This is a genomic window from Paraburkholderia sp. BL6669N2 (genome assembly GCF_003387275.1).
Lineage (GTDB): Bacteria > Pseudomonadota > Gammaproteobacteria > Burkholderiales > Burkholderiaceae > Paraburkholderia.
Genome location: NZ_QUNA01000001.1, coordinates 2,463,694 through 2,485,102, shown reverse-complemented (window position 1 = coordinate 2,485,102; position 21,409 = coordinate 2,463,694). Strand labels below are relative to the sequence as shown.

The window sequence follows — 21,409 nt, the reverse complement described above, 5'->3', positions numbered from 1 at the left end:
GCGCCCCGGGCGCGTTCTCTTGCAGCCGTCCGAGGCGTCCGCGTGCCGAACGCGGTGGATCGTTTCAATTGCCTGCCGTCGCCGATTCCCGCGTGGCGACAGGCTTATCAGAGAATGTCATGTCAACAGCGACACACGCTACTTCCACATCGCAAGAATCCAAAGTCAAGACAGTCTTCCGCGTAGTCAGCGGCAACTTCCTTGAGATGTACGACTTCATGGTTTATGGCTATTACGCTTCGGCGATCGCCAAGACCTACTTTCCAAACGGCAACGAATTCGCGTCGTTAATGCTGTCGCTGTCGGTGTTCGGCGCGGGCTTCCTGATGCGGCCGCTCGGCGCGATCGTCCTCGGCGCTTACATCGATCATCACGGCCGGCGCAAAGGCCTGATCCTCACGCTGGGCTTGATGGCGCTCGGCACGCTCACGGTCGCATCGATTCCAGGTTACGCGACGATCGGCTTGCTGGCGCCGGTGCTCGTTCTGGGCGGCCGGCTATTGCAGGGTTTTTCCGCCGGGGTCGAACTGGGCGGCGTGTCGGTGTATCTGTCCGAGATCGCCACCAAGGGCAACAAAGGCTTCTACTGCGCGTGGCAGTCGGGCAGCCAGCAGGTTGCCGTGGTGTTCGCCGCGCTGATCGGCGTGTTCCTCAACAAGATGTTGCCGGCCGACCAGATGAGCGCCTGGGGCTGGCGCGTGCCGTTCCTGATCGGCTGCCTGATCGTGCCGTTCCTGTTCCTGATCCGCCGTTCGTTGCAGGAAACCGAGGAGTTCAAGGCGCGCAAACACCATCCGAAGATGGGCGAGATCATGAAGACAATGGCCGCGAACTGGGGCATCGTGCTCGGCGGCATGGGCATGGTGATCATGACCACGGTGTCGTTCTACATGATCACGGCGTACACGCCGACCTTCGGCAAGGAAGTATTGAAGCTGTCGTCGATCGATACCCTGGTCGTCACGGTCTGTATCGGTCTGTCGAATCTGATCTGGCTGCCGCTCGCGGGGGCGTTGTCCGACCGTATCGGGCGGCGTCCGGTGTTGCTGACGTTCACGATCCTCACCATCATCACCGCGTATCCGGCGCTGCAGTGGCTGGTGGCGGACCCGTCGTTCGCTCGCTTGCTGGAAGTCGAACTGTGGCTGTCGTTCCTGTACGGCAGCTATAACGGCGGCATGGTCGTGGCGCTGACCGAAGTCATGCCGGTCGAAGTGCGGACCGCCGGTTTCTCGCTCGCCTACAGCCTCGCCACGACGATCGGCGGCTTCACGCCGGCAATCTCGACGTTGCTGATTCACTCCACAGGCAACAAGGCGGCGCCGGGTCTGTTCCTGGGTGTGGCGGCGATTTGCGGGTTGATCGCGACGTTGGTGCTGTATCGCACGCCGGAATCGCGCAATCAATATCGGACGGCCTGAGCCTCACACTTCCTGACTCATTCGGGCAAGAGAAAACCCCGCGCTCTCACGAACGCGGGGTTTTTGTTTTGTGCCCGGCGACGACGGCTGACTTTGCCGGGCGGCGTGCGCGCTAGCCCTTGCGCAACTCGTTCGCCACGGCCTCGACGACATCACCCCACGCGCCGGGTTGCGGCTGGCGCACCAGCGTCGCGCCCGGATACCAGGGGCTGCGTGTTTCGCCGACAAACCAGCGCCAATCCGCCGCGAACGGCAGCATCAACCACAGTGGCTTGCGCAGCGCGCCGGCAACGTGCGCGATAGACGTGTCGATCGACACCACCGCGTCGAGCCGTTCGATGATCGCCGCTGTGTCCGCGAAGTCGCCGATCCGCTTGTCGAAGCGATGAATCGACGCTGCGCGCGGATGCGCGTCGAGCGCCACGCGTTCGTCTGCGCTCAACTCGGGCTGCAGCACGATCCAGTCGATGCCGTCGAGTGCGAACAGCGGATCGAGCGCGGCGAGCGGCATCGAACGCGTTTCGTTTTGCTGGATGCGTCCCGACCACGCGATGCCGATCTTGCGCTTCGCCTGGCCGCCAAGCGAGCCGCGCCATTTGCGGCCGTAGGCGGGCGGCACGCTGAGATAGGGCGTGCGGTCCGGAATGGTGTCGAACGTCGTGCCGAGTGCGAGCGGCAGACTCAGCAGCGGACATTGCAGATCGGCGGCGGGACGCGGCGTGCCTTGGGCGATCAGCGTCGCGCGCCAGGCTTGCGCGGCCGGAGCCAGCAAGGGCAGCAGTTGCGGCTGCACTTCGAGCACCACGCGCGCCGCACGCTGCGCAACCAGCGGGACGAAGCGCACGAATTGCAGCGTGTCGCCGAAACCCTGCTCGGCGTGAACCAGCAGCGTACGTTCGGCGATCGGCTCGCCGTGCCAGCGCGGCAGCGTCTGGATCAGCGGCTGCGCCATGGTTTGCAGGCGCCACTCGTACTCCGGCAGCCCGCGCGTGAAATCGCGCAGCGCGAGCCACGCGAGCGCGCGGTTCATATGCGCGGAGGCGAGATCGGGCCGCAGACGCAGCGCCTGATCCAGCGCGCGCACGGCGGGGCCATGCGCGCCCAGCGCCTGGTGCGCGGTGCCCAGACTCAGCCACGCGAGCGCGAATTGCGGATCGAGACCGACGGCGCGTTCGAGATACGGAAGCGCCTCGGCGTGGCGCCCCAATGCCGCGAGCGCATTCCCCATGCCGAAGATCGCCGGCGGCAGGTTCGGCTGCAAGCTCAGCGCCGCCTTGAACGACGCGACCGCCTCAGCATGGCGGCCGGTGGCGTCGAAGGTGTTGGCGAGATTGAAGTGCGCGGCGACGAAGCGCGGCTCGGCCGCCAACGCCGTCTCGAAACACGGGATCGCTTCTTCCGCGCGACCGAGCGCGTTCAGCGACATGCCCATGTTATTGAGCGCGCCGGCGTGACCGGGACGCAGTTCGAGCGTGCGCCGGAACGCGGCGATGGCTTCCGTGTGGCGTCCGAGCGCGTGCAGCGCATTGCCGAGATTATTGTGCGACGAAGCGTCGTCCGGTTGCAGCCGCAACGACCTCTCGAACGCGTCGGCGGCGTCTTCATGACGGCCCGCGGCGGCGTACGCATTGCCGAGGTTGTAGTGCGCCATCGGGAACGACGGCGCGAGCGTCAGCGCATTGCGGAACTGTTCGATGGCGTCGTCGATCTGGCCCAGCGCTTTCAGCGCGTTGCCCAGGTTCAGTTGCAGCGCGGCGTCTTCCGGACGCAGGTTCACCGCGCGCCGCACGAGCTCGGCGGCTTCGGCGTGCTGGCCCTGCTGGTGGCGCAGAACGCCCAGCAGGTGCAACGCATCGACGTGCGCGGGATTGCCGTCGAGCGTCGCGCGGTAGCCGCGTTCGGCGTCGTCGAGGCGGCCGTCACGATGCGCCGCGAAAGCGCGGTCAAATACAGGTTGCATGACGGGGGATGGCATTCGGGTGAGGCAGAGGCCGCATTTTCCCACACTCGCCGGACCGCGCTCCGAATTGACTGGTTGTCCCAATATCTATAACATATGAATACATGTTCATATGTTCTTCCGCAGCACCGCCTGCCATGGCTTCTTCCCTTGCTTCCAACTCGTCGTGTGCGAGCGTTGACGATCGCTCGGTGGACACGATCGTGCCGCTTGCCGATCTGTTTCGCCTTCTCGGCGACCCCACGCGCTTGCGCATCGTACTTGCGTGCCTCGACGAGCGGCGCGCGGTCGGGGCGATTGCCGAGGCGCTGGGTTTGTCGCCGTCGCTGGTGAGCCATCATTTGCGGCTGCTTCGCGCGGCGCGGATCGTGCGCGCGGAGCGACAGGGCAAGCAGGTCTTCTATCTCGCCGCCGACCGTCATATCAGCGCGATGCTGGCCGGTATGCTCGAACACGTGGCCGAACCGGCCGGCGATGATTCACTGGAACCGTCATGAAGAAACCGGAAACTCCGAACACTGTTGCTGCAGACCGTTACGATCGCACCTCGGGCCACGCCGACCAAGCCGGTCAAGCGGACGGCGCCCACAGCCACAGTGAAAGCGGCCACAATCACAGTGGCAACGATCACAGTCATAGCGGCCACAGTCACGCCCACGGCCACGCCGGCCATCACCACGCCCATGCTCCCGTCGCAGGCCACGGCCGTGCGTTCGCGCTCGCGGTCGTGTTGAACATCGCCATCGTGATCGCGCAAGCCGTCTACGGTGTGTTGGCGCATTCCACCGCGCTGCTCGCCGACGCCGGCCACAATCTCTCCGATGTGCTCGGACTGCTGCTCGCTTGGGGCGCGTCATGGCTCGCCACCCGTCGCCCGTCGGCGCGCTACACGTTTGGTTACGGCAGCTCGTCGATTCTCGCCTCGCTCGTCAATGCCGGGCTGCTGCTGTTCGCGTGCGGCGTGATCGTCGCCGAAGCAATCGGGCGGCTGATGAATCCTGCGCCGGTGGCGGGGCTCGCGGTGTTCGTCGTCGCGACGGTCGGTGTGGTGGTCAACGGGATTTCCGCGTGGCTCTTCATGCGCGGGCAGAAGGAAGACCTGAACATTCGCGGCGCCTTCCTGCACATGGCGGCGGATGCCGGCATCTCGGCGGCGGTCGCGGTGAGCGGCCTCGTGATTCTCTACACCAACTGGACGTGGCTCGACCCGGTCATGAGCCTGCTCGTGGTGGCGGTCGTGGTGATCGGCACGTGGGGCCTGTTACGCGATTCGGTGCGCCTTGCGCTCGACGCCGTGCCGCCCGGCGTCGATCTGCAAAGTATCCGCGATTATCTGGCGGAGCAGCCCGGCGTCGTCGATGTGCACGATCTGCATGTGTGGGCCTTATCGACCACCGGCAATGCGCTCAGCGCGCATCTGGTGATGCCGGACGGCCACCCCGGCGACGAGTCGCTCGACGTGATCGTCGTCACGCTGCGCGAACATTTCTCGATGCATCACGCCACGCTGCAAGTCGACCTCGGCACCACGGATCATCGGTGCGCAATGGATCATGCGCCGCACGCGCATTGAGGCTAACGTGAGTGCGCAGTAAGCCCAGGCCAATCGCATGATTGATGCAGCGCACCGTCAGCGGCTCGCCAGCGGCGCTTCAGGCCGACTTCCTCCGGGCGTACACTAGAACGCATTGTTGTTTCCGGAGTTCCGCATGGACGCTGCCGCAAACGATGCGTCGCCGGTGCTGATCGTGGGCGCCGGCCCCACCGGGCTCGCCGCGGCGATGAGTCTTGCGCGTGCCCACATCCCCGTGCGCCTGATCGATAAAGCCATGCAGCCGAACCCATATTCGCGGGCCATCGGCATCCAGGCGCGCACGCTCGAGTTGCTCGAGCAGCATCGGCTGGTCGAACCGTTTCTCGAACTCGGCCATCGCGCGCGCATCGCCAATCTGTTTTCGAACGGCATGCGCCTCGCGCAACTCGATTTCGATCCTCTCCACACGCGCTATCCCTATCTGCTGTTTCTCGATCAGTCCGTGACCGAGCGCTTGCTGACGGAGCATCTCGCCACGTTCGGCGTGACGGTCGAGCGCGGTGTCGAACTGACCATGTTCGCGCAAGGCTCCGCCAGCATTCAGGCGACGCTGCGCCGCGCGGACGGTCACACGGAGACGATGCGTCCGTCGTACATGATCGCCGCCGATGGCGCGCATAGTGCGATCCGTCATCGCCTGGGTCTGGGCTTCGAAGGTAAGACCTTCGAGCAGACTTTCCTGCTTGCCGATCTGCACGCCGAAACCGATTGGCCCGAAGACGAGTTTCATATCTTCGCGTCGGGCGAAGGACTGGTGGCGCTGTTTCCGATGGGCCACGGCCGGCATCGCCTGATCGCCGATCATGCGCTCGAGCCTGCCGCCGTCGCGCCGCCCGCGACGCCCGCGGTGCTGGGTGAACCGCCGTTGAACAAAGTGCCGGCGCCGTCGCTCGAGGAATGCAAGGCGCTGATCGCCCGGCGCGTGCGCGAGCGGGTCGACGTGTCGGACCTGGCGTGGTCCTCGTATTTTCATCTGAACAGCCGCATGGTGGACCGGCTGCGCGTCGGCCGCATCTTCCTCGCCGGCGACGCCGCCCATGTGCACAGCCCGGCCGGCGCGCAAGGCATGAACACCGGCATTCAGGAAGCGTTCAATCTCGGCTGGAAGCTGGCGCGCGTCCTGAAGAGCGCGGCGCCGGACCGGCTGCTCGACACCTACCACACCGAACGTCATCCGATCGAACGTGACGTGCTGCGGCAGACCGGTTTCATCACGCATATGGCCGAGGCCGATCACGGACCGCTCAAGCTGCTGCGCGAACGCGTGATGCCGGTGCTCGCCGCGCTGGGTCCGCTGCGCGACGCGGCGCGCGCTACCATCAGCGAGTTATCGATCCAGTACCGGCGCAGTCCGCTGACGCTCGAACGTGTGCTCGACGGCGGGCCGCGTGCCGGCGAGCGCGCGCCCGATGCGCTGGTGCATGTGGTGGACGGACCGCTGGGCCGCGCGCCCGGCGTCGGCTGCGTTTTCGATCTGCACGACCCGGCGTTCTTCTCGCTGTTCCTGCTGGTGCCGCCGTTGCCCGTCGACGAAACGCCGCTCGATCCCGCCGCGAAGCATGAACCGCCGCCGGACGCGGAAATGGAGCGCGTGGCGGCGGAAGTGGAACGATTGCTGCCCGGCGCGGTGCGTATCTGGCGCATCACGGATACCAACGGCGACGGCGGTCCGGCGCTCTCCGAATCGTATGGGCGCACGCGGCCATCGTTCTATCTGGTGCGGCCGGACGGCTACATCAGCGCGCGCGGACGCACCGGTTCCGATCTCCATGGCCTGTTGCGCCATTGCGAAGCGTGGTTCACGGTGAATGGTGAGATACCGGAGCAGGCAGCTTTGTGATGCGGGCGGCTTGCCGACCTTAAGCGGTAAGCGCAGTGATGCCCGCCGACTGCTTCACGGAGAATGGCGAGACAGCGGAGCAAGCGGCCAGGGTGCACAGCCGCAGCCGCAGCCGCCGCGCCCGGCTACACCGTTGTCGGCGCCGCCGGCGTCAATTGCTCGCGATGTTTAACGAGCGCTTCCTCGACGATAGCCGACATCTCGATGCCGCTCGCATCCGGCTCATCGAGCGAAGCGAGCAGCGCGCGCCGCATGCGCGGCTCCCAGAAGCGGCGGATATGGTCGGCGATGCCGGCGAGCGCTTCCTCGCGGTCCGGCATCGAATCGAAAAAATCGCCGATCCGGTTGGCCATGTCGATCAGGTTCTGATTGTCCATGCCCGGCCTCACTTGCCCGATGTCGCGTTGGCCAGCTCGCGCTGCTTCAGCAGATCGAGCTGTTCGGTGTTGAAACGCGAATAGTCCTTCTGCCATTGCGACGGCTGTTCGACCGGCATGACCTGCACCGCGGTCACCTTGTACTCCGGACAGTTGGTCGCCCAGTCCGAACTATCGGTGGTGATCACGTTCGCGCCCGACTCGGGGAAGTGGAACGTTGTGTAGACCACGCCAGGCTGCATGCGTTCGGTCACCTTCGCGCGCAACACGGTCTGTCCCGCGCGCGATTCGATGCCGACCCAATCGTCCGTCTTGATGCCGCGTTCTTCGGCGTCGTGCGGATGGATTTCCAGCCGATCCTCGTCGTGCCAGCGAGAGTTCTCGGTACGGCGTGTCTGCGCGCCGACGTTGTACTGCGACAGGATACGGCCCGTGGTGAGCAGCATCGGAAATTTGCGCGTGACCTTCTCGGGCGTCGCGATGAACTTCGTAATCACGAACTTGCCCTTGCCGCGCACGAAGCTGTCGATGTGCATGGTTGGCGTGCCGTCCGGCGCATTCTCGTTGCAAGGCCACTGAATGCTGCCCATCTCGTCGAGCTTCCTGTACGAGACACCGTGGAAGGTCGGCGTGAGACGCGCGATCTCGTCCATGATCTGCGACGGGTGCGTGTAGTCCATTTCATAACCGAGCGCGCGCGAGAGCATCACCGTGACTTCCCAGTCGGCGTAGCCCGGCACCGGCGGCATGACCTTGCGCACGCGCGAGATGCGGCGCTCCGCGTTGGTGAACGTGCCGTCCTTTTCGAGGAACGACGAACCCGGCAGCAACACGTGCGCGTACTTGGCGGTCTCGTTCAGGAAAATGTCCTGCACGACGATGCATTCCATCGACGCCAACGCGGCCGACACGTGATGAGTATTCGGATCCGACTGCACGATGTCTTCGCCCTGGCAGTACAGACCCTTGAAGGTGCCGTGTACGGCGGCGTCGAACATGTTCGGAATGCGCAGGCCCGGTTCCGGTTGCAGCGTGACGTTCCAGGCGTCTTCGAACAGTGTGCGCGTGACCGTGTCGCTGATGTGGCGATAGCCCGGCAGTTCGTGCGGGAACGAGCCCATGTCGCACGAACCCTGCACGTTGTTCTGGCCGCGCAGCGGATTGACGCCCACACCTTCGCGGCCGATGTTGCCCGTCGCCATCGCGAGGTTGGCGATGCCCATCACCATGGTCGAGCCTTGCGCGTGCTCGGTGACGCCGAGGCCGTAGTAGATCGCGGCGTTGCCGCCGGTCGCATAGATACGGGCGGCTTCGCGTACCGACTGAGCCGGCACGCCGGTCAGTGCCTCGGTCGCTTCCGGCGCGTTCTCGGGCAGCGCGACGAAATCGCGCCATTGCTCGAACGCGCGGGTTTCGCAGCGCTCCGCGACGAACGCTTCGTTGACCAGACCTTCCGTGACGATCACATGCGCCAGTGCATTCACTACAGCCACGTTGGTGCCCGGCCGCAATTGCAGATGATGCGACGCCTTCACGTGCGGCGTATCGACGATATCGATGCGGCGCGGATCCACGACGATCAGCTTCGCGCCTTCCCGCACACGACGCTTCAGACGCGAGCCGAACACCGGATGGCCGTCGGTCGGATTCGCGCCGATCACCATGATCACGTCGGCTTTATCGACGGATGCAAAAGTCTGCGTGCCCGCCGATTCGCCCAACGTGGTCTTCAATCCATAGCCGGTCGGCGAGTGGCAAACGCGCGCACAGGTATCGACGTTGTTGTTGCCGAACGCGGCGCGCACGAGCTTTTGCACCAGATACGTTTCTTCGTTCGTGCAACGCGACGACGTGATGCCGCCGATCGAATCGCGCCCGTGTTTGGCCTGAATGCGGCGGAATTCCGACGCGGCATACGTGAGCGCTTCCTCCCAACTGACTTCGCGCCACGGATCGGTAATCTTCGCGCGGATCATCGGCTTGGTGATGCGGTCCTTGTGCGTTGCATAGCCCCAGGCAAAGCGGCCCTTCACGCAAGCGTGGCCTTCGTTGGCCTGGCCGTTCTTGTGCGGCACCATCCGCACGACCTCGTTGCCCTTCATCTCCGCCTTGAACGAGCAGCCGACGCCGCAATACGCGCACGTCGTCACCACTGAATGCTCGGCCTGGCCAAGCATGATGACGGTCTTTTCCTGCAAGGTCGCGGTCGGGCAGGCGGCCACGCACGCGCCGCACGATACGCATTCTGACTCCATGAACGGCACGTTTTCGCTAGCGGCCACGCGTGATTCGAAACCGCGCCCGGCAATGGTCAGCGCGAATGTGCCCTGCGTTTCTTCGCACGCGCGTACGCAGCGATTGCAGACGATGCATTTGGACGCGTCGTAAGTGAAGTACGGATTCGACTCGTCTTTCTTGTCCTTCAGGTGATTCGCGCCGTCGAAACCGTAACGCACTTCGCGCAAGCCCGTCACGCCGGCCATGTCCTGCAATTCGCAGTCGCCGTTGGCGGGGCAGGTGAGACAGTCGAGCGGGTGATCGGAGATGTACAACTCCATCACGTTGCGGCGCAGCGACTGAAGACGATCGGTCTGCGTGCGGACCTTCATGCCGGCTTCAACCGGCGTCGTGCACGAAGCGGGATAACCGCGCTTGCCTTCGATTTCCACGAGACATAAACGGCACGAGCCGAACGGTTCCAGCGAATCGGTCGCGCAGAGCTTCGGCACGTTGACGCCTGCTTCGACGGCGGCGCGCATCACCGAGGTGCCAGCGGGAACCGTGACGCACTGGCCGTCGATTTCCAGCGTGACGTCGACATCGGCGTGGCGCTCGGGCGTGCCGAAATCGGTGTCGTCGAAGAAGGAGCGGGGCGCGCGTTGCTGCTGGGCTTGCGATTTACACGCGCAGTTGCCGGAGCCGCAGCCGCCAGTGGGAGAGTTGAGCACGTTGGACATGGTGGGCTCCTGGGTCAGGCCGCTTTCGGCGCGTGATGAGATACGTCGGCGAGACCGAAGTCTTCGGGGAAATGATCGAGCGCGGACAACACCGGGAACGGCGTCATGCCGCCCATCGCGCAAAGCGAACCGGACACCATCGTGTCGCACAGATCGCGCAGCAATTGCACTTGTCGCGTGGACGTGTCGCCGTTGCGAATCCGGCCGATCACTTCGACGCCGCGCGTCGAGCCGATCCGGCACGGCGTGCATTTGCCGCACGATTCGAGCGCGCAAAAGTGCATGGCGTACTGCGCGAGTTCGGCGAGATTCGAGGTGTCGTCATGTACGACCAGGCCGCCATGGCCCACTACCGCGCCGACTGCCGCGTACGCCTCGTAGTCCATCGGAATGTCCCATTGGCTTTCCGGCAGATACGTGCCGAGCGGGCCGCCCACTTGCACCGCGCGCGCAGGTCTTCCGCTCGCCGTGCCGCCGCCGTAGTCGTAAAGCAATTCGCGCAGCGTCACGCCGAACGCGAGTTCGACGAGGCCGCCTTGCTTCACATTGCCGGCGAGTTGGAACGGCAGCGTGCCGCGCGAGCGGCCCATGCCGAAGTCTTTGTAGAACGCCGCGCCGCGCGCGAAGATGATCGGCACCGTGGCGAGCGTGATCACGTTGTTGATCACGGTCGGCTGGCCGAACAGGCCGACGAGCGCCGGCACCGGCGGCTTGGCGCGCACAATGCCGCGCTTGCCTTCGAGCGATTCGAGCAGCGCCGTTTCCTCGCCGCACACATAGGCGCCGGCGCCTTTCGCGACGAACAATTCGAAGCGATGCGGTGAGCCGAGCACGCTGTCGCCGAGCCAGCCGGCGGCGCGTGCTTTCGCGATTGCCGCTTCGAGCGTGGCGATCGAATGCGGATACTCGCTGCGCACGTAGATATGGCCGACCGTCGCGCCCGTCACGATGCCCGCGATGATCATCCCCTCGATCAGCACGTACGGATCGCTTTCCATCACGAGGCGATCGGAGAAGGTGCCGGAATCGCCTTCGTCCGCGTTGCAGACGATGTACTTTTGCGCCGCTTTGGCGCCACGCACCGTGCGCCATTTGATGCCGGCGGGGAACGCCGCGCCGCCGCGGCCGCGCAGGCCGGATTCGATCAACGCTTCGCAGGCGGCGTCGCCATCGGTTTGCAGAGCCTGGCGCAAGCCTTCGAGGCCGCCGTGAGCGACGTAGTCGTCGATTGAAAGCGGGTCAGTGATGCCGATGCGCGCGAAGGTCAGGCGCTGCTGCTTCTTCAGATACGGAATGTCGTCGACCACGCCGACGCGGTTTGCGTGTGCGCCCCCTTCGAGGAAGCCGGCGTCGAACAGAGCGGCGACGTCGCCGGCTTCGGCATTCGCGTAGCCGATGCGGCCTTCAGGCGTCTGAACTTCGACGAGCGGTTCGAGCCACAGCAGGCCGTGTGAACCGTTGCGAACCAGTTCGATGGCGAGGCCGCGGCGTGCCGCTTCGGCTTCGATTGCATGCGCGAGCGCGTCAGCGCCGAGTGCCAATGCCGACGAATCGCGGGGAACGTAGATGCGCGTCATGCCGTCACCTCCACGCACTTGCTGGCGGCCGCGAAGATCGCGTCGAACTTTTGCGGCGTGACTCTGGCGTGCAGCGTGCCGTTGATCGTCAGCGCCGGCGACAGCGCGCATTGGCCAAGGCAATACACCGATTCCAGTTCCACCGTCGCGCCGTGCTGATGTTCGCCGTCGAAGCGGCAACCGGTGTGCGTCTCGATATGTTGCGCGAGCGCTTCGGTGCCCATGCTGCGGCAGGCTTCCGCGCGGCACAGTTGCACCGTGACGGGCGCCGGCGGCTGCGTGCGGAAGTGGTGGTAGTAGGTGATGACGCCGTGCACTTCCGCGCGCGACAGGTTCATGGCGCGCGCTAGCGGCGCGACCGCGGCGGGTGGCACGTAACCGACTTCGTCCTGAATCGCGTGCAAGACCGCTAGCAGCGACACGCCCGGCTGCGCGTGACGCTCAACGAGTTGATCCGGCGCGACGGCGATGGAATCGTCCAAGTGGGGGCTCCTCCAAAGTCATATATGCACTTGTTATTCATAATGCGTGCACTTATGCTTCGTTTATTCGATATGGGATAGGCGAACAATAGGCGGGCATTTCGGCCGATGCAATAGGAAAGAGTTCAACATATATGATCAGAATCGAGTGTCAGGCGCAACTGGTGGTGAAGGGTCCGGACGGCCGAGAGGCAAGCCTGTCGGACGTGGTGCCGTTGCTCGCGCTGGTGAATGAATCCGGCAGCATCGCGCAGGCTGCGACGCTTAAGGGTTTGTCCTACCGTCATGCGTGGGGTTTACTGCGCAGCATCGAAGAGCGTCTGGGCGGTCCGCTGATCGCGAAAGAGCGTGGCCGCGGCTCGGTGCTGTCCGAACTCGGGCAAGCGGTCTTGCGTGCGCAGCGTCTGTGCGGCGAACGGCTCGACGGCATTATGCAGGCGCTCGCCAGCGAAGTGGCGAGCGATCTGAACCGCTGGCTCGCGCCGCCCGCCGACGACGTGCGCATTTTCGCGTCGCACGGTTACGCCGTGGCCGCGCTCGTGACGGCGCTGGTCGCCGACGAACTGCCGGTCGACATCAAGTATCGCGACAGCGCGGACGCCGTCAGCGCGCTTGCGCGCGGCGAATGCGATCTGGCCGGCTTCCATTTGCCGCTCGGCGAGTTTCGTGCGGCATGCGCCGATGCGTATCGGCGCTGGCTCGATCCGCAGCGTCACGTGCTCGTGCATCTCACGCGACGCAAGCAAGGGCTCTTTCTTGGTAAAGGCAACCCGAAGAGAATCGCCGGCCTGAGCGATCTCGCGCGCGACGATATCCGCTTCGTGAATCGACAACCCGGCTCCGGCACGCGCATGTTGCTCGATCTCGCGCTACGGAAAGTCGGAGTCGATCCGGATCGGGTCAATGGTTATGCGTCGGCCGAACTGACGCATTCGGCGATTGCGGCGTTCGTCGCGAGCGGCATGGCGGATGTGGGTTTCGGCGTGGAGCCCGCGGCGCATCACTTCGGTCTCGACTTCATTCCGATTGTCGACGAAGACTATTATTTTGCGTGCGACCGCGCGCGCCTCGAACGTATGCCGCTTGCGACAGTGCTCGGATTGCTGCGCGGCAGCGCGTTTCGCCATAGCGTAGATCAGCTCGAAGGCTATGACCCGCAAGACTGCGGCAAGGTGGTCGATCTCGAAGAGGGCCTGGGCGAAGCGGTGGCGTAAGCGGCCGTAAACATCAGGCTATGTTTGGCGCTGCGTATGGCGTCCGTTTGGGATACTCTCTAAGCTTCCGCTTCCGCCTAAACCGCGCGCTACGTCGCGCCGATCGATATGAAAGTCATTCTTCACGTATGTGCTGCCGTTGCGACGGCTGGTGCGCTCCTCGCCACCGCGTCAGTTGCTTTCGCACAGAATTCGCCGGGTGTTCCGGGCGGCATTCTGCAAGATCAGTTCCGTCTCGCCGAACATCCGCAAATGCCGTTTGCGGCGTCGTCTCCTTCGGACAAATACCAGAGCAATAAAAAATCGGCCATGCGCAAGCGCGGCGATCTGGGCGATCCGAATGGTTGCAATCTGCAGTGTCCTAAAGACGAATAAGCGCAGGCAGGTGCCCGTTGTGAGTGCGACGCCGGCGTTCTGCCGGCGTCTTCCGTTTGACTCTCGGGTTTAGTGTGGCGTGGTGTTGCCGGCTCGCGGCGCGCGCTTAAGGTTTCGCCGTGTGCCACATGTCTTTGAAGCCTTCTCCCTTCATGTCTCCCGCCTGCTTGTCCGCTGCGTAGCGATAGAGCGGATGGCCTTTGTACGCCCATTGCGGCTTGCCGTCTGCGCCGGTGATCACGGTCCAGTCGCCGGAGGGTTTGTCCGACGCGCTGGCCGTGGCCGCGGGCCAGTAGTTCATGCAGCCGCCCGTGCAGGCGCTCACGCCGGGTGTGGTGTCCTTGTCGAAGGTATAGAGCGTCATGCCGTCCGCATTGACGAAGCGTCCGTCGACGATCTTTGGTGCTTCGGCGAAAGCGCTTTGTTGCAGAGCGAGAAGGGCGAGGCAGAAAAGAGTTTTGCGCATGATGTCGGCTCCTGATTTTGGTGTTGGTCTCACGCGAGGCACGGCGTGCGCGCGTGAGGATCAAACGACTGAGCGGATGCGTTTATTCCAATCACTTCTTCGTCTGAGGATCGCGAGAGGGTCGGTCACGCGACGGCGCGCGGATGAGATAAGAAAAGGATAGTGCGGGAAAGCGCGCAGCGGGAAGGGCGCGAGGGATAAGAAAAAACCCGCAAGCAGCAGGCCGCTTACGGGTTTTCGATGAGACTTGATGGTGCAGCGTGAAACATGTTCTGGTGGAGGCGGCGGGAATCGAACCCGCGTCCAGAAGCACTCTACGACTAGTTCTACATGTGTAGTTCTGTCTTTTGATTTAACCATAGTGACGCGGACGAACACGCTGCACTACGGCGATTCACTAGATTTTCGACCCGGATGTCGTGACACCACCCAGGCTTAACTGACGTATATGACCTCTGTCGGTATTGCTACCGGTCTTGCGACTCTAGCCCGTCAGTGAACTAGGCAGAGGACGGCGGCCCTTAGGCTGCCAGTGCGAACGTTTCGTCGTTTGCAGTTACGTTTTTCCCGCTGATTTACGAGGTGACGGGGCCTCGACATGCCCTAGCCGCTTCGCAACCCCTGTCGAAACCAGGTCGCCCCCGCGGTTCGTTGCTCAAATTTCTGAGCCAGACGCAGATTTTACAATAGTTTGACGGCTACGTCCTGACTCATTGGCGCGGCCGGCGCGGCCTTGGTTTTCGCCTTTGCGCCGGTCGACGTCGCGGCTCAGCCGATGTCGCGCAGCAACTTCTGCAATTCCGCCGGCGACTGGACGACGTGTTGCGCATGCCATTGCGTCGGCGGGATGTCGTTGCCGCAGTAGCCGTACGCCGCCGCGACCGTCTTCATGCCGGCGGCGAAACCGGCCTGCACGTCGCGCAGATCATCGCCCACGTAGACGATGCGCTCCGGCGCCACGTCCAGTTCGCGCGCCGCATGCAGTAACGGCGCCGGGTGCGGTTTCGAATGTGGCGTGGTGTCGCCGCTCACGACACAGCCCGCGCGCTCTTCTAGGCCGAGTTGTGCGATCAGCGGCTCGGTGAGCCGCGCCACCTTGTTCGTGACGATGCCCCAGCGCACGCCGCGTGCGTCCAGCTCGTCGAGCATCTCGGGAATGCCTTGAAACAGTGTGGTCTCGATGCACAGATCCGCTTCGTAGTTGGCGAGGAATTCCTCGCGCATCGACGCGAACTCGTGACTATCGGGGCCGATCCCGAACGCGCCGCCGATCAGCCCACGCGCGCCCGCGGATGCGAGCGGCCGCAGATCTTCAAGCGGCACCATCTCGAGCCCGCGATCGTGGCGCATCTTGTTGACGGCCGCCGCGAGGTCGGGCGCCGTGTCGGCTAGCGTGCCGTCGAGGTCGAACAGGACGGCGTGGCAAAGACCGAGTGCGTCTTCATTGTCTTCGCGCTGGGGCAGGGGCGTGGGATCGCTCATTGGTTCGATAGGTCCGGCAGGTCGGGGCGGATCAAACGTCGCGGCGGCAGGCGAGCATGTAGTTCACGCTCGTGTCGGCGGACAGCGTGAAATGCTTGCTGAGCGGGTTATACACAATGCCTTTGATATCGGCCGTGCGCAGGCCGGCGTCGCGCACGAAGCTCGCCAGTTCCGATGGGCGAATGAAGCGCGCGTAGTCGTGCGTGCCCTTGGGCAGCATGCGCGCGATGTATTCGGCGCCGATCACGGCGAACAGGTACGACTTCACATTGCGGTTCAGGGTGGAAAAGAACACCCAGCCGCCGGGTTTCACCAGCGTCTTGCACGCCTCGACGATGGCGGCAGGCTGAGGCACGTGCTCGAGCATTTCCATGCAGGTCACGACGTCGTATTTGGCGGGTTCGCGAGCGGCGAGCGCCTCGGCGGCGATCTCTTCGTAATCGACGGTTACACCGCTTTCAAGGCTGTGAAGATCGGCCACGCCCAGAGCCTGGGTCGACAGGTCGATGCCTTTCACGTGGGCGCCCAGGCCCGCCATCGACTCGGACAGAATGCCGCCGCCGCAGCCTATATCCAGCACGGTCTTGCCCGCGAGATGCGCGTGTGCGTCGATCCAGCCCAGGCGGATCGGATTGAGTTCATGCAACGGCTTGAATTCGGCATTCGGGTCCCACCAACGATGCGCGAGATCGCTAAATTTCTGCAGTTCGTGGGGATCGGCGTTGGTCATGGCGGAAGCTGCCTCGAAGAGAGCGGTGAGCGGGCGCTCGAGGATAAACCCTGAGTATATAGGTCGAGGGACTGAGCGGCAAAATGCCACCCGCTCGAGGTCCAAGGCCGGTTCGGGCTGCGGTGTCGGGCACCTCGCCGGACATAAAAAAAGCCCCGCCGAAGCGGGGCTTTGATACTGCGGTATTTTGTAGCTTACTGCTTCGAAGTACCGACAACTTCGACTTCCACGCGACGATCCGGTGCGAGGCAGGCGATAAGTTGCTTGCGGTTCTTCTGGTTGCAACCGGTCGTGACCGGGTTGCGCTTGCCCTTGCCTTCCGTATAGATACGGTTGGATTCGATGCCCTTGCTGACCAGGTATGCCTTCACAGCTTGAGCACGACGCAGCGACAGACGGTCGTTGTACTTGTCCGAACCGATGCGGTCCGTGTAACCCGTTGCGACGACGACTTCGAGGTTCAGCGCGCCGATCTTCGATGCCAGATCGTCCAGCTTTTCCTTGCCGGCCGGCTTCAGGGTGGCCTTGTCAAAGTCGAACAGTGCGTCAGCTTGATACGTAATCTTCTGGCTCGTAATAGCCGGTGCAGGTGCGACCGGAGCCGGCGGAGTCGGAGCTTGAGCAACCAGAGCGCCATCGCACTTTGCGTTGGCTGTTGCCGGCGTCCAGAACGCATCGCGCCAGCACAGCTCGTTCGTGCCGTTCATCCACACGTATTCGCCGGTACCATTCACCCAGTTGTCGTTCGTAGCTTGTCGCGACGCCGGCACCGACTGTGCCATGGCGGATGCAGCCATAACCGCGGTAGCTGCAATGAACGCGAGCTTTGAAAGTTTATTCATATTTCTCCTCTCGAAATTGAGATTACCGCAGGTTTACTGCGAGCCTGTTGACGAAGACAAGTCATACATTGCTCGAAGTATAACATCGGTGTAGAACAAAAAACGTGCTGTGTAGACTTCGAGCCGTGTCTAACTCTTTGTGCGTTGGCATTTTGCCATATCGTTCCCGTCCAACGATAAAAAAATCTGCCCCCGATCGAATCACCCTCCAATTGTGGTGCATGCGCAACAGAAGTAATTCCCTGGAGGCTCCGCCAGTCATGGCTGAGCGGCGAATTGCCCCACGCACGAATCGAGCCTGATGGGTCTCAAAAAAGTAGCGCCGATGCACGCCTCGTGCGCACCCTGCTAATAGGTATACGTACGTTCGTCGGGAGCGGATTCGCGGCATGTTAGAATCGCGTGATGCGTTGCGCCTGCAATGCTTACGCGAAGGCGCGGCGAATTGAAGTTAAGCCGTCGTCTTGGCACGTAAAAGATACGGATAATGGATCAATTCGCCAAAGAGACTCTGCCAATCTCCCTAGAGGAGGAAATGCGCCGTTCGTATCTCGATTACGCGATGAGCGTGATCGTGGGGCGTGCGCTTCCCGATGTTCGCGATGGCCTGAAGCCGGTGCACCGGCGCGTGCTGTACGCGATGCACGAACTGAACAACGACTGGAACCGGGCGTACAAGAAGTCGGCGCGTATTGTCGGCGACGTCATCGGTAAATATCACCCGCACGGCGATACGGCTGTTTACGACACCATCGTCCGGATGGCGCAAGACTTCTCGCTGCGCTACATGCTGGTGGACGGTCAGGGCAACTTCGGCTCGGTCGACGGCGACAACGCCGCGGCGATGCGGTACACCGAAATCCGCATGGCGAAGATCGGCCACGAACTGCTGGCCGACATCGACAAGGAAACGGTCGATTTCACGCCGAACTACGACGGCAGCGAAAACGAACCGGCCATCCTGCCGGCGCGCATTCCCAATCTGCTGATCAACGGCTCGTCCGGCATCGCGGTCGGCATGGCGACCAACATCCCGCCGCACAACCTCAACGAGGTTGTCGACGCGTGCCAGCATCTGCTCAAGAACCCGGAAGCCACGATCGACGAACTGATCGAGATCATTCCGGCACCCGACTTCCCGACCGCCGGCATCATCTACGGCGTGGCCGGCGTGCGCGACGGCTATCGCACCGGCCGCGGCCGCGTGGTGATGCGTGCGCTCACGCACTTCGAGGAAATCGACCGCGGTCAGCGCATGTCGATCATCGTCGACGAACTGCCGTACCAGGTGAACAAGCGCTCACTTCTGGAGCGCATCGCCGAGCTCGTCAACGAGAAAAAGCTCGAAGGCATCTCCGACATCCGCGACGAGTCCGACAAGAGCGGCATGCGCGTCGTGATCGAGCTCAAGCGCGGCGAAGTGCCGGAAGTCGTTCTGAACAATCTGTACAAGGCGACCCAGCTTCAGGACACCTTCGGCATGAACATGGTCGCGCTGGTCGACGGCCAACCGAAGCTGCTGAACCTGAAGGAAATGCTGTCGTGCTTCCTGTCGCATCGCCGGGAAGTGCTGACGCGGCGCACTGTATACGAACTGCGCAAGGCGCGTGAACGCGGCCACGTGCTCGAAGGTCTGGCGGTTGCACTCGCCAACATCGACGAGTTCATCGCGATCATCAAAGCCGCGCCGACTCCGCCGATCGCCAAGCAGGAATTGATGGCGCGTCCGTGGGATTCGTCGCTGGTGCGCGAAATGTTGTCGCGCGCCGAGACGGAAAACGCGACCGCGGGCGGTCGCGAAGCCTATCGTCCTGACGGATTGAATCCGTCGTTCGGTATGCAGTCCGACGGCCTCTACCGTCTGTCCGACACCCAGGCTCAGGAAATTCTGCAGATGCGTCTGCAGCGCCTCACTGGCCTGGAGCAGGACAAGATCATCGGCGAGTACCGCGAAGTGATGGCGCAAATCGCCGACCTGCTGGACATTCTGGCTCGCCCGGAGCGCATTACGGCGATCATCGTCGACGAACTCACGTCCATCAAAGCCGAATTCGGCGACGCGCGCCGCTCGAAGATCGAGCTGAACGCCACCGAACTGAACACCGAAGACCTGATCACGCCGCAAGAAATGGTCGTGACCATGTCGCACGCCGGCTACGTGAAATCACAGCCGCTGTCCGAATACAGCGCGCAGAAGCGTGGTGGCCGCGGCAAGCAGGCCACGGCCATGAAGGAAGACGACTGGATCGACACGCTGTTCATCGCGAACACGCACGATCACATTCTGTGCTTCTCGAATCGCGGCCGTGTCTACAGTGTGAAGGTTTATGAAGTGCCGCAAGGTTCGCGGAACTCGCGCGGCCGACCGATCATCAATATCTTCCCGCTTCAGGAAGGCGAAAAGATTACGGTTGTTCTGCCGGTGAAGGAATTCTCGGCTGACAAGTTCGTCTTTATGGGCACCGCGTTAGGAACCGTAAAAAAGACGCCGCTTGAAGCCTTTGGCCGCGTGTTGCGCAAGGGTATTATTGCGGTCGGTCTGGATGACGGCGACTACCTGATCGGCGCCGCCATTACCGACGGCCAGCACGACGTGATGCTGTTCTCGGATTCCGGCAAGGCGGTTCGCTTCGACGAGAACGACGTGCGCCCGATGGGCCGTGAAGCGCGCGGCGTGCGGGGCATGCAGCTCGAGGAAGGTCAAAACGTGATCGCGCTGCTGGTGGCCGGCGACGAGCAGCAGTCGGTGCTCACCGCAACGGAAAACGGTTTCGGCAAGCGCACGCCGATCACCGAGTACACCCGTCATGGTCGCGGCACGAAGGGCATGATCGCGATCCAGACGTCGGAGCGTAATGGCCGAGTCGTGGCCGCGACGCTGGTGGATCAGGAAGCGCAGATCATGCTGATCACCAATACCGGCGTGCTGATCCGTACGCGGGTCTCGGAAATTCGAGAAATGGGACGCGCAACCCAAGGTGTTACACTCATCAGCCTTGACGAAGGGACCAAGCTTTCAGGTCTGCAACAGGTTGCTGAGGCCGAGGCAGAAAGTGATGCGGAAGGCGACGCCGAAGGTCCCGCGGAAGGTGACAACGGTGGCGAAGAGGGCGGTGCGGCCTGATTCGCATCAGCGCCTTACAGTCTCAGTGATTAGTTGAAAGCTGCGCCGGGAATAATGGCGTGTCGGGCTGATACGTGTCCCGCGCGGCTTGCTGCTCAAGTTCATTTCTATTAGGGAGTAATGATGCAAAAACGATTCAAACAACTGATGTTGCTGGCTGCCCTCGTGCCGACCTTTGCCATGGCTCAAGCGCTTCAGAGCTCGGCTCCGGCGGCTCCGGCTACTGCCGCAGCACCGGTTGATCCGGCCAAGCAGGCTGCAATCAAGGACCTGTTGGACGCAATCGACGCGCAGAAGCTCGTCGGCGCGATCGGCAACAGCGCCCAGATGCAAGCCAAGCAGCTGGTTCCGGCTATCCTGTCGGACGCATTGAGCGAAAACAAGACGATGACGGACAAGCAGAAGCAGGCTTCCGTCCCGACGCTGCAAAAGAATGCAGTGCCGAAGCTGGTTGACGGCGCAGGCCAGGTGTTCGCCACGGACAATTTCCGTCAGGACGCCATGCAAGCTCAGTACGACGCTTACGCGAAGTACTACAGCACGTCGGAAATCAAGGATCTGACGGCGTTCTACAAGAGCCCGACCGGCCGCAAGTTCATCCAGGTGCAAGACCAGGTTGGCCGCGACGTCGTGAACGGCTTGATGCAAAAGTACATGCCGCAATCGATCAAGGCAACGCGTGACCAGGCCGACAAGGAAGTCGCTTCGGTCAAGCCGGCCAAGTAAGTCTGGTCGACAGACAAAAGGTCGAAAGGCTGCGCTGACATCGCGCCGGCCGCCGCCCGGTAGGTTCGCCTCGTAGGCTGTATGGCGCGCCGGGTTTGGCGGCATTGCGTTGACAATGCGATAATGGCCGTTTGCGCACACGCGCAGACGGCCATTTTCTTTTTCGGCGCGAAATGGTCCGAAATCCGCGTTAGAAAATCGCGCCGGCAAAATTGCGTGGTCAGCGTCATGGCGGTTGTTTC

Annotated in this window: 17 protein-coding genes and 1 other RNA gene; 8 read left to right on the top strand and 10 right to left on the bottom strand. The window is 63.0% G+C overall.

All coding sequences use genetic code 11. From position 1 onward, the window contains the following. Window positions 1–119: 119 nt before the first annotated feature. Window positions 120–1,421 (top strand): MFS transporter, encoded by a 1,302-nt coding sequence (locus B0G80_RS11300; RefSeq protein WP_116118041.1) that lies wholly within the window; start codon window positions 120–122, stop codon window positions 1,419–1,421. Between the two features lie 112 nt (window positions 1,422–1,533). Here the strand turns inward: B0G80_RS11300 and B0G80_RS11295 are convergent, their stop codons facing one another. Further along, entirely contained in the window at window positions 1,534–3,381 is a 1,848-nt protein-coding gene (locus B0G80_RS11295) for a tetratricopeptide repeat protein (protein ID WP_116118040.1), read from the bottom strand. A 137-nt stretch (window positions 3,382–3,518) separates the two neighbouring features. Here B0G80_RS11295 and B0G80_RS11290 point away from each other — a divergent pair, with 137 nt between their 5' ends. The 3 genes from B0G80_RS11290 (at window position 3,519) to B0G80_RS11280 (ending at window position 6,815) form a co-directional block, all read left to right on the top strand. Further along, window positions 3,519–3,878 (top strand): helix-turn-helix transcriptional regulator, encoded by a 360-nt coding sequence (locus tag B0G80_RS11290; RefSeq protein WP_116118039.1) that lies wholly within the window; start codon window positions 3,519–3,521, stop codon window positions 3,876–3,878. Continuing rightward, window positions 3,875–4,954 (top strand): cation diffusion facilitator family transporter, encoded by a 1,080-nt coding sequence (locus B0G80_RS11285; protein ID WP_116118038.1) that lies wholly within the window; start codon window positions 3,875–3,877, stop codon window positions 4,952–4,954. The genes B0G80_RS11290 and B0G80_RS11285 overlap by 4 nt, the downstream gene beginning before the upstream one ends. A gap of 136 nt (window positions 4,955–5,090) precedes the next feature. Next, window positions 5,091–6,815 (top strand): FAD-dependent monooxygenase, encoded by a 1,725-nt coding sequence (locus B0G80_RS11280; protein WP_106283279.1) that lies wholly within the window; start codon window positions 5,091–5,093, stop codon window positions 6,813–6,815. 125 nt (window positions 6,816–6,940) lie between these two features. Here B0G80_RS11280 and B0G80_RS11275 read toward each other — a convergent pair whose 3' ends face one another. Genes B0G80_RS11275 through B0G80_RS11260 form a run of 4 tightly spaced genes read right to left on the bottom strand, consistent with a single transcriptional unit; the run spans window position 6,941 to window position 12,208 of the window. After that, window positions 6,941–7,192 carry a formate dehydrogenase subunit delta gene (locus B0G80_RS11275; protein WP_106283278.1) on the bottom strand — a complete coding sequence of 84 codons (252 nt, stop codon included), beginning with the start codon at window positions 7,190–7,192 and terminating at the stop codon, window positions 6,941–6,943. 8 nt (window positions 7,193–7,200) lie between these two features. Next, window positions 7,201–10,149 carry a formate dehydrogenase subunit alpha gene (gene fdhF, locus B0G80_RS11270; RefSeq protein ID WP_116118037.1) on the bottom strand — a complete coding sequence of 983 codons (2,949 nt, stop codon included), beginning with the start codon at window positions 10,147–10,149 and terminating at the stop codon, window positions 7,201–7,203. 14 nt (window positions 10,150–10,163) lie between these two features. Continuing rightward, on the bottom strand, window positions 10,164–11,726 hold the full coding sequence (locus B0G80_RS11265; RefSeq protein WP_116118036.1) for an NADH-quinone oxidoreductase subunit NuoF: 1,563 nt from the start codon (window positions 11,724–11,726) through the stop codon (window positions 10,164–10,166). Beyond that, the gene (locus tag B0G80_RS11260; RefSeq protein ID WP_116118035.1) at window positions 11,723–12,208 is read right to left on the bottom strand and encodes an NAD(P)H-dependent oxidoreductase subunit E; all 486 of its coding nucleotides are present in this window, start codon (window positions 12,206–12,208) and stop codon (window positions 11,723–11,725) included. The genes B0G80_RS11265 and B0G80_RS11260 overlap by 4 nt, the downstream gene beginning before the upstream one ends. Before the next feature lie 134 nt (window positions 12,209–12,342). Between B0G80_RS11260 and B0G80_RS11255 the strand changes: the two genes are divergently transcribed. Together B0G80_RS11255 and B0G80_RS11250 are read left to right on the top strand one after the other, a co-directional pair. After that, entirely contained in the window at window positions 12,343–13,422 is a 1,080-nt protein-coding gene (locus B0G80_RS11255; protein ID WP_116118034.1) for a substrate-binding domain-containing protein, read from the top strand. Window positions 13,423–13,530: 108 nt separating this feature from the next. Next, a complete protein-coding gene (locus B0G80_RS11250; protein WP_116118033.1) occupies window positions 13,531–13,797 on the top strand; it encodes a hypothetical protein in 267 nt (88 codons plus the stop codon). A gap of 106 nt (window positions 13,798–13,903) precedes the next feature. Here B0G80_RS11250 and B0G80_RS11245 read toward each other — a convergent pair whose 3' ends face one another. The 5 genes from B0G80_RS11245 to ompA all read right to left on the bottom strand — a co-directional run bounded on the left by B0G80_RS11245 (window position 13,904) and on the right by ompA (window position 17,317). After that, window positions 13,904–14,263, bottom strand: a complete 360-nt coding sequence (locus B0G80_RS11245) for a hypothetical protein (RefSeq protein ID WP_106283272.1) — start codon at window positions 14,261–14,263, stop codon at window positions 13,904–13,906. A gap of 273 nt (window positions 14,264–14,536) precedes the next feature. Further along, window positions 14,537–14,906: a transfer-messenger RNA gene (gene ssrA / locus B0G80_RS11240) on the bottom strand. Between the two features lie 125 nt (window positions 14,907–15,031). Then, the gene (gph, locus tag B0G80_RS11235; protein ID WP_106283271.1) at window positions 15,032–15,745 is read right to left on the bottom strand and encodes a phosphoglycolate phosphatase; all 714 of its coding nucleotides are present in this window, start codon (window positions 15,743–15,745) and stop codon (window positions 15,032–15,034) included. 31 nt (window positions 15,746–15,776) lie between these two features. Beyond that, entirely contained in the window at window positions 15,777–16,475 is a 699-nt protein-coding gene (gene ubiG, locus B0G80_RS11230; RefSeq protein WP_116118032.1) for a bifunctional 2-polyprenyl-6-hydroxyphenol methylase/3-demethylubiquinol 3-O-methyltransferase UbiG, read from the bottom strand. 194 nt (window positions 16,476–16,669) lie between these two features. Next, window positions 16,670–17,317 carry an outer membrane protein OmpA gene (ompA, locus tag B0G80_RS11225; protein ID WP_106283269.1) on the bottom strand — a complete coding sequence of 216 codons (648 nt, stop codon included), beginning with the start codon at window positions 17,315–17,317 and terminating at the stop codon, window positions 16,670–16,672. Window positions 17,318–17,804: 487 nt separating this feature from the next. Between ompA and gyrA the strand changes: the two genes are divergently transcribed. Both gyrA and B0G80_RS11215 read left to right on the top strand, forming a co-directional pair. Continuing rightward, window positions 17,805–20,441, top strand: a complete 2,637-nt coding sequence (gyrA, locus tag B0G80_RS11220; RefSeq protein ID WP_116118031.1) for a DNA gyrase subunit A — start codon at window positions 17,805–17,807, stop codon at window positions 20,439–20,441. Between the two features lie 123 nt (window positions 20,442–20,564). Further along, window positions 20,565–21,167, top strand: a complete 603-nt coding sequence (locus tag B0G80_RS11215; RefSeq protein ID WP_106283267.1) for a DUF2059 domain-containing protein — start codon at window positions 20,565–20,567, stop codon at window positions 21,165–21,167. The last annotated feature ends 242 nt before the right edge of the window (window positions 21,168–21,409 follow it).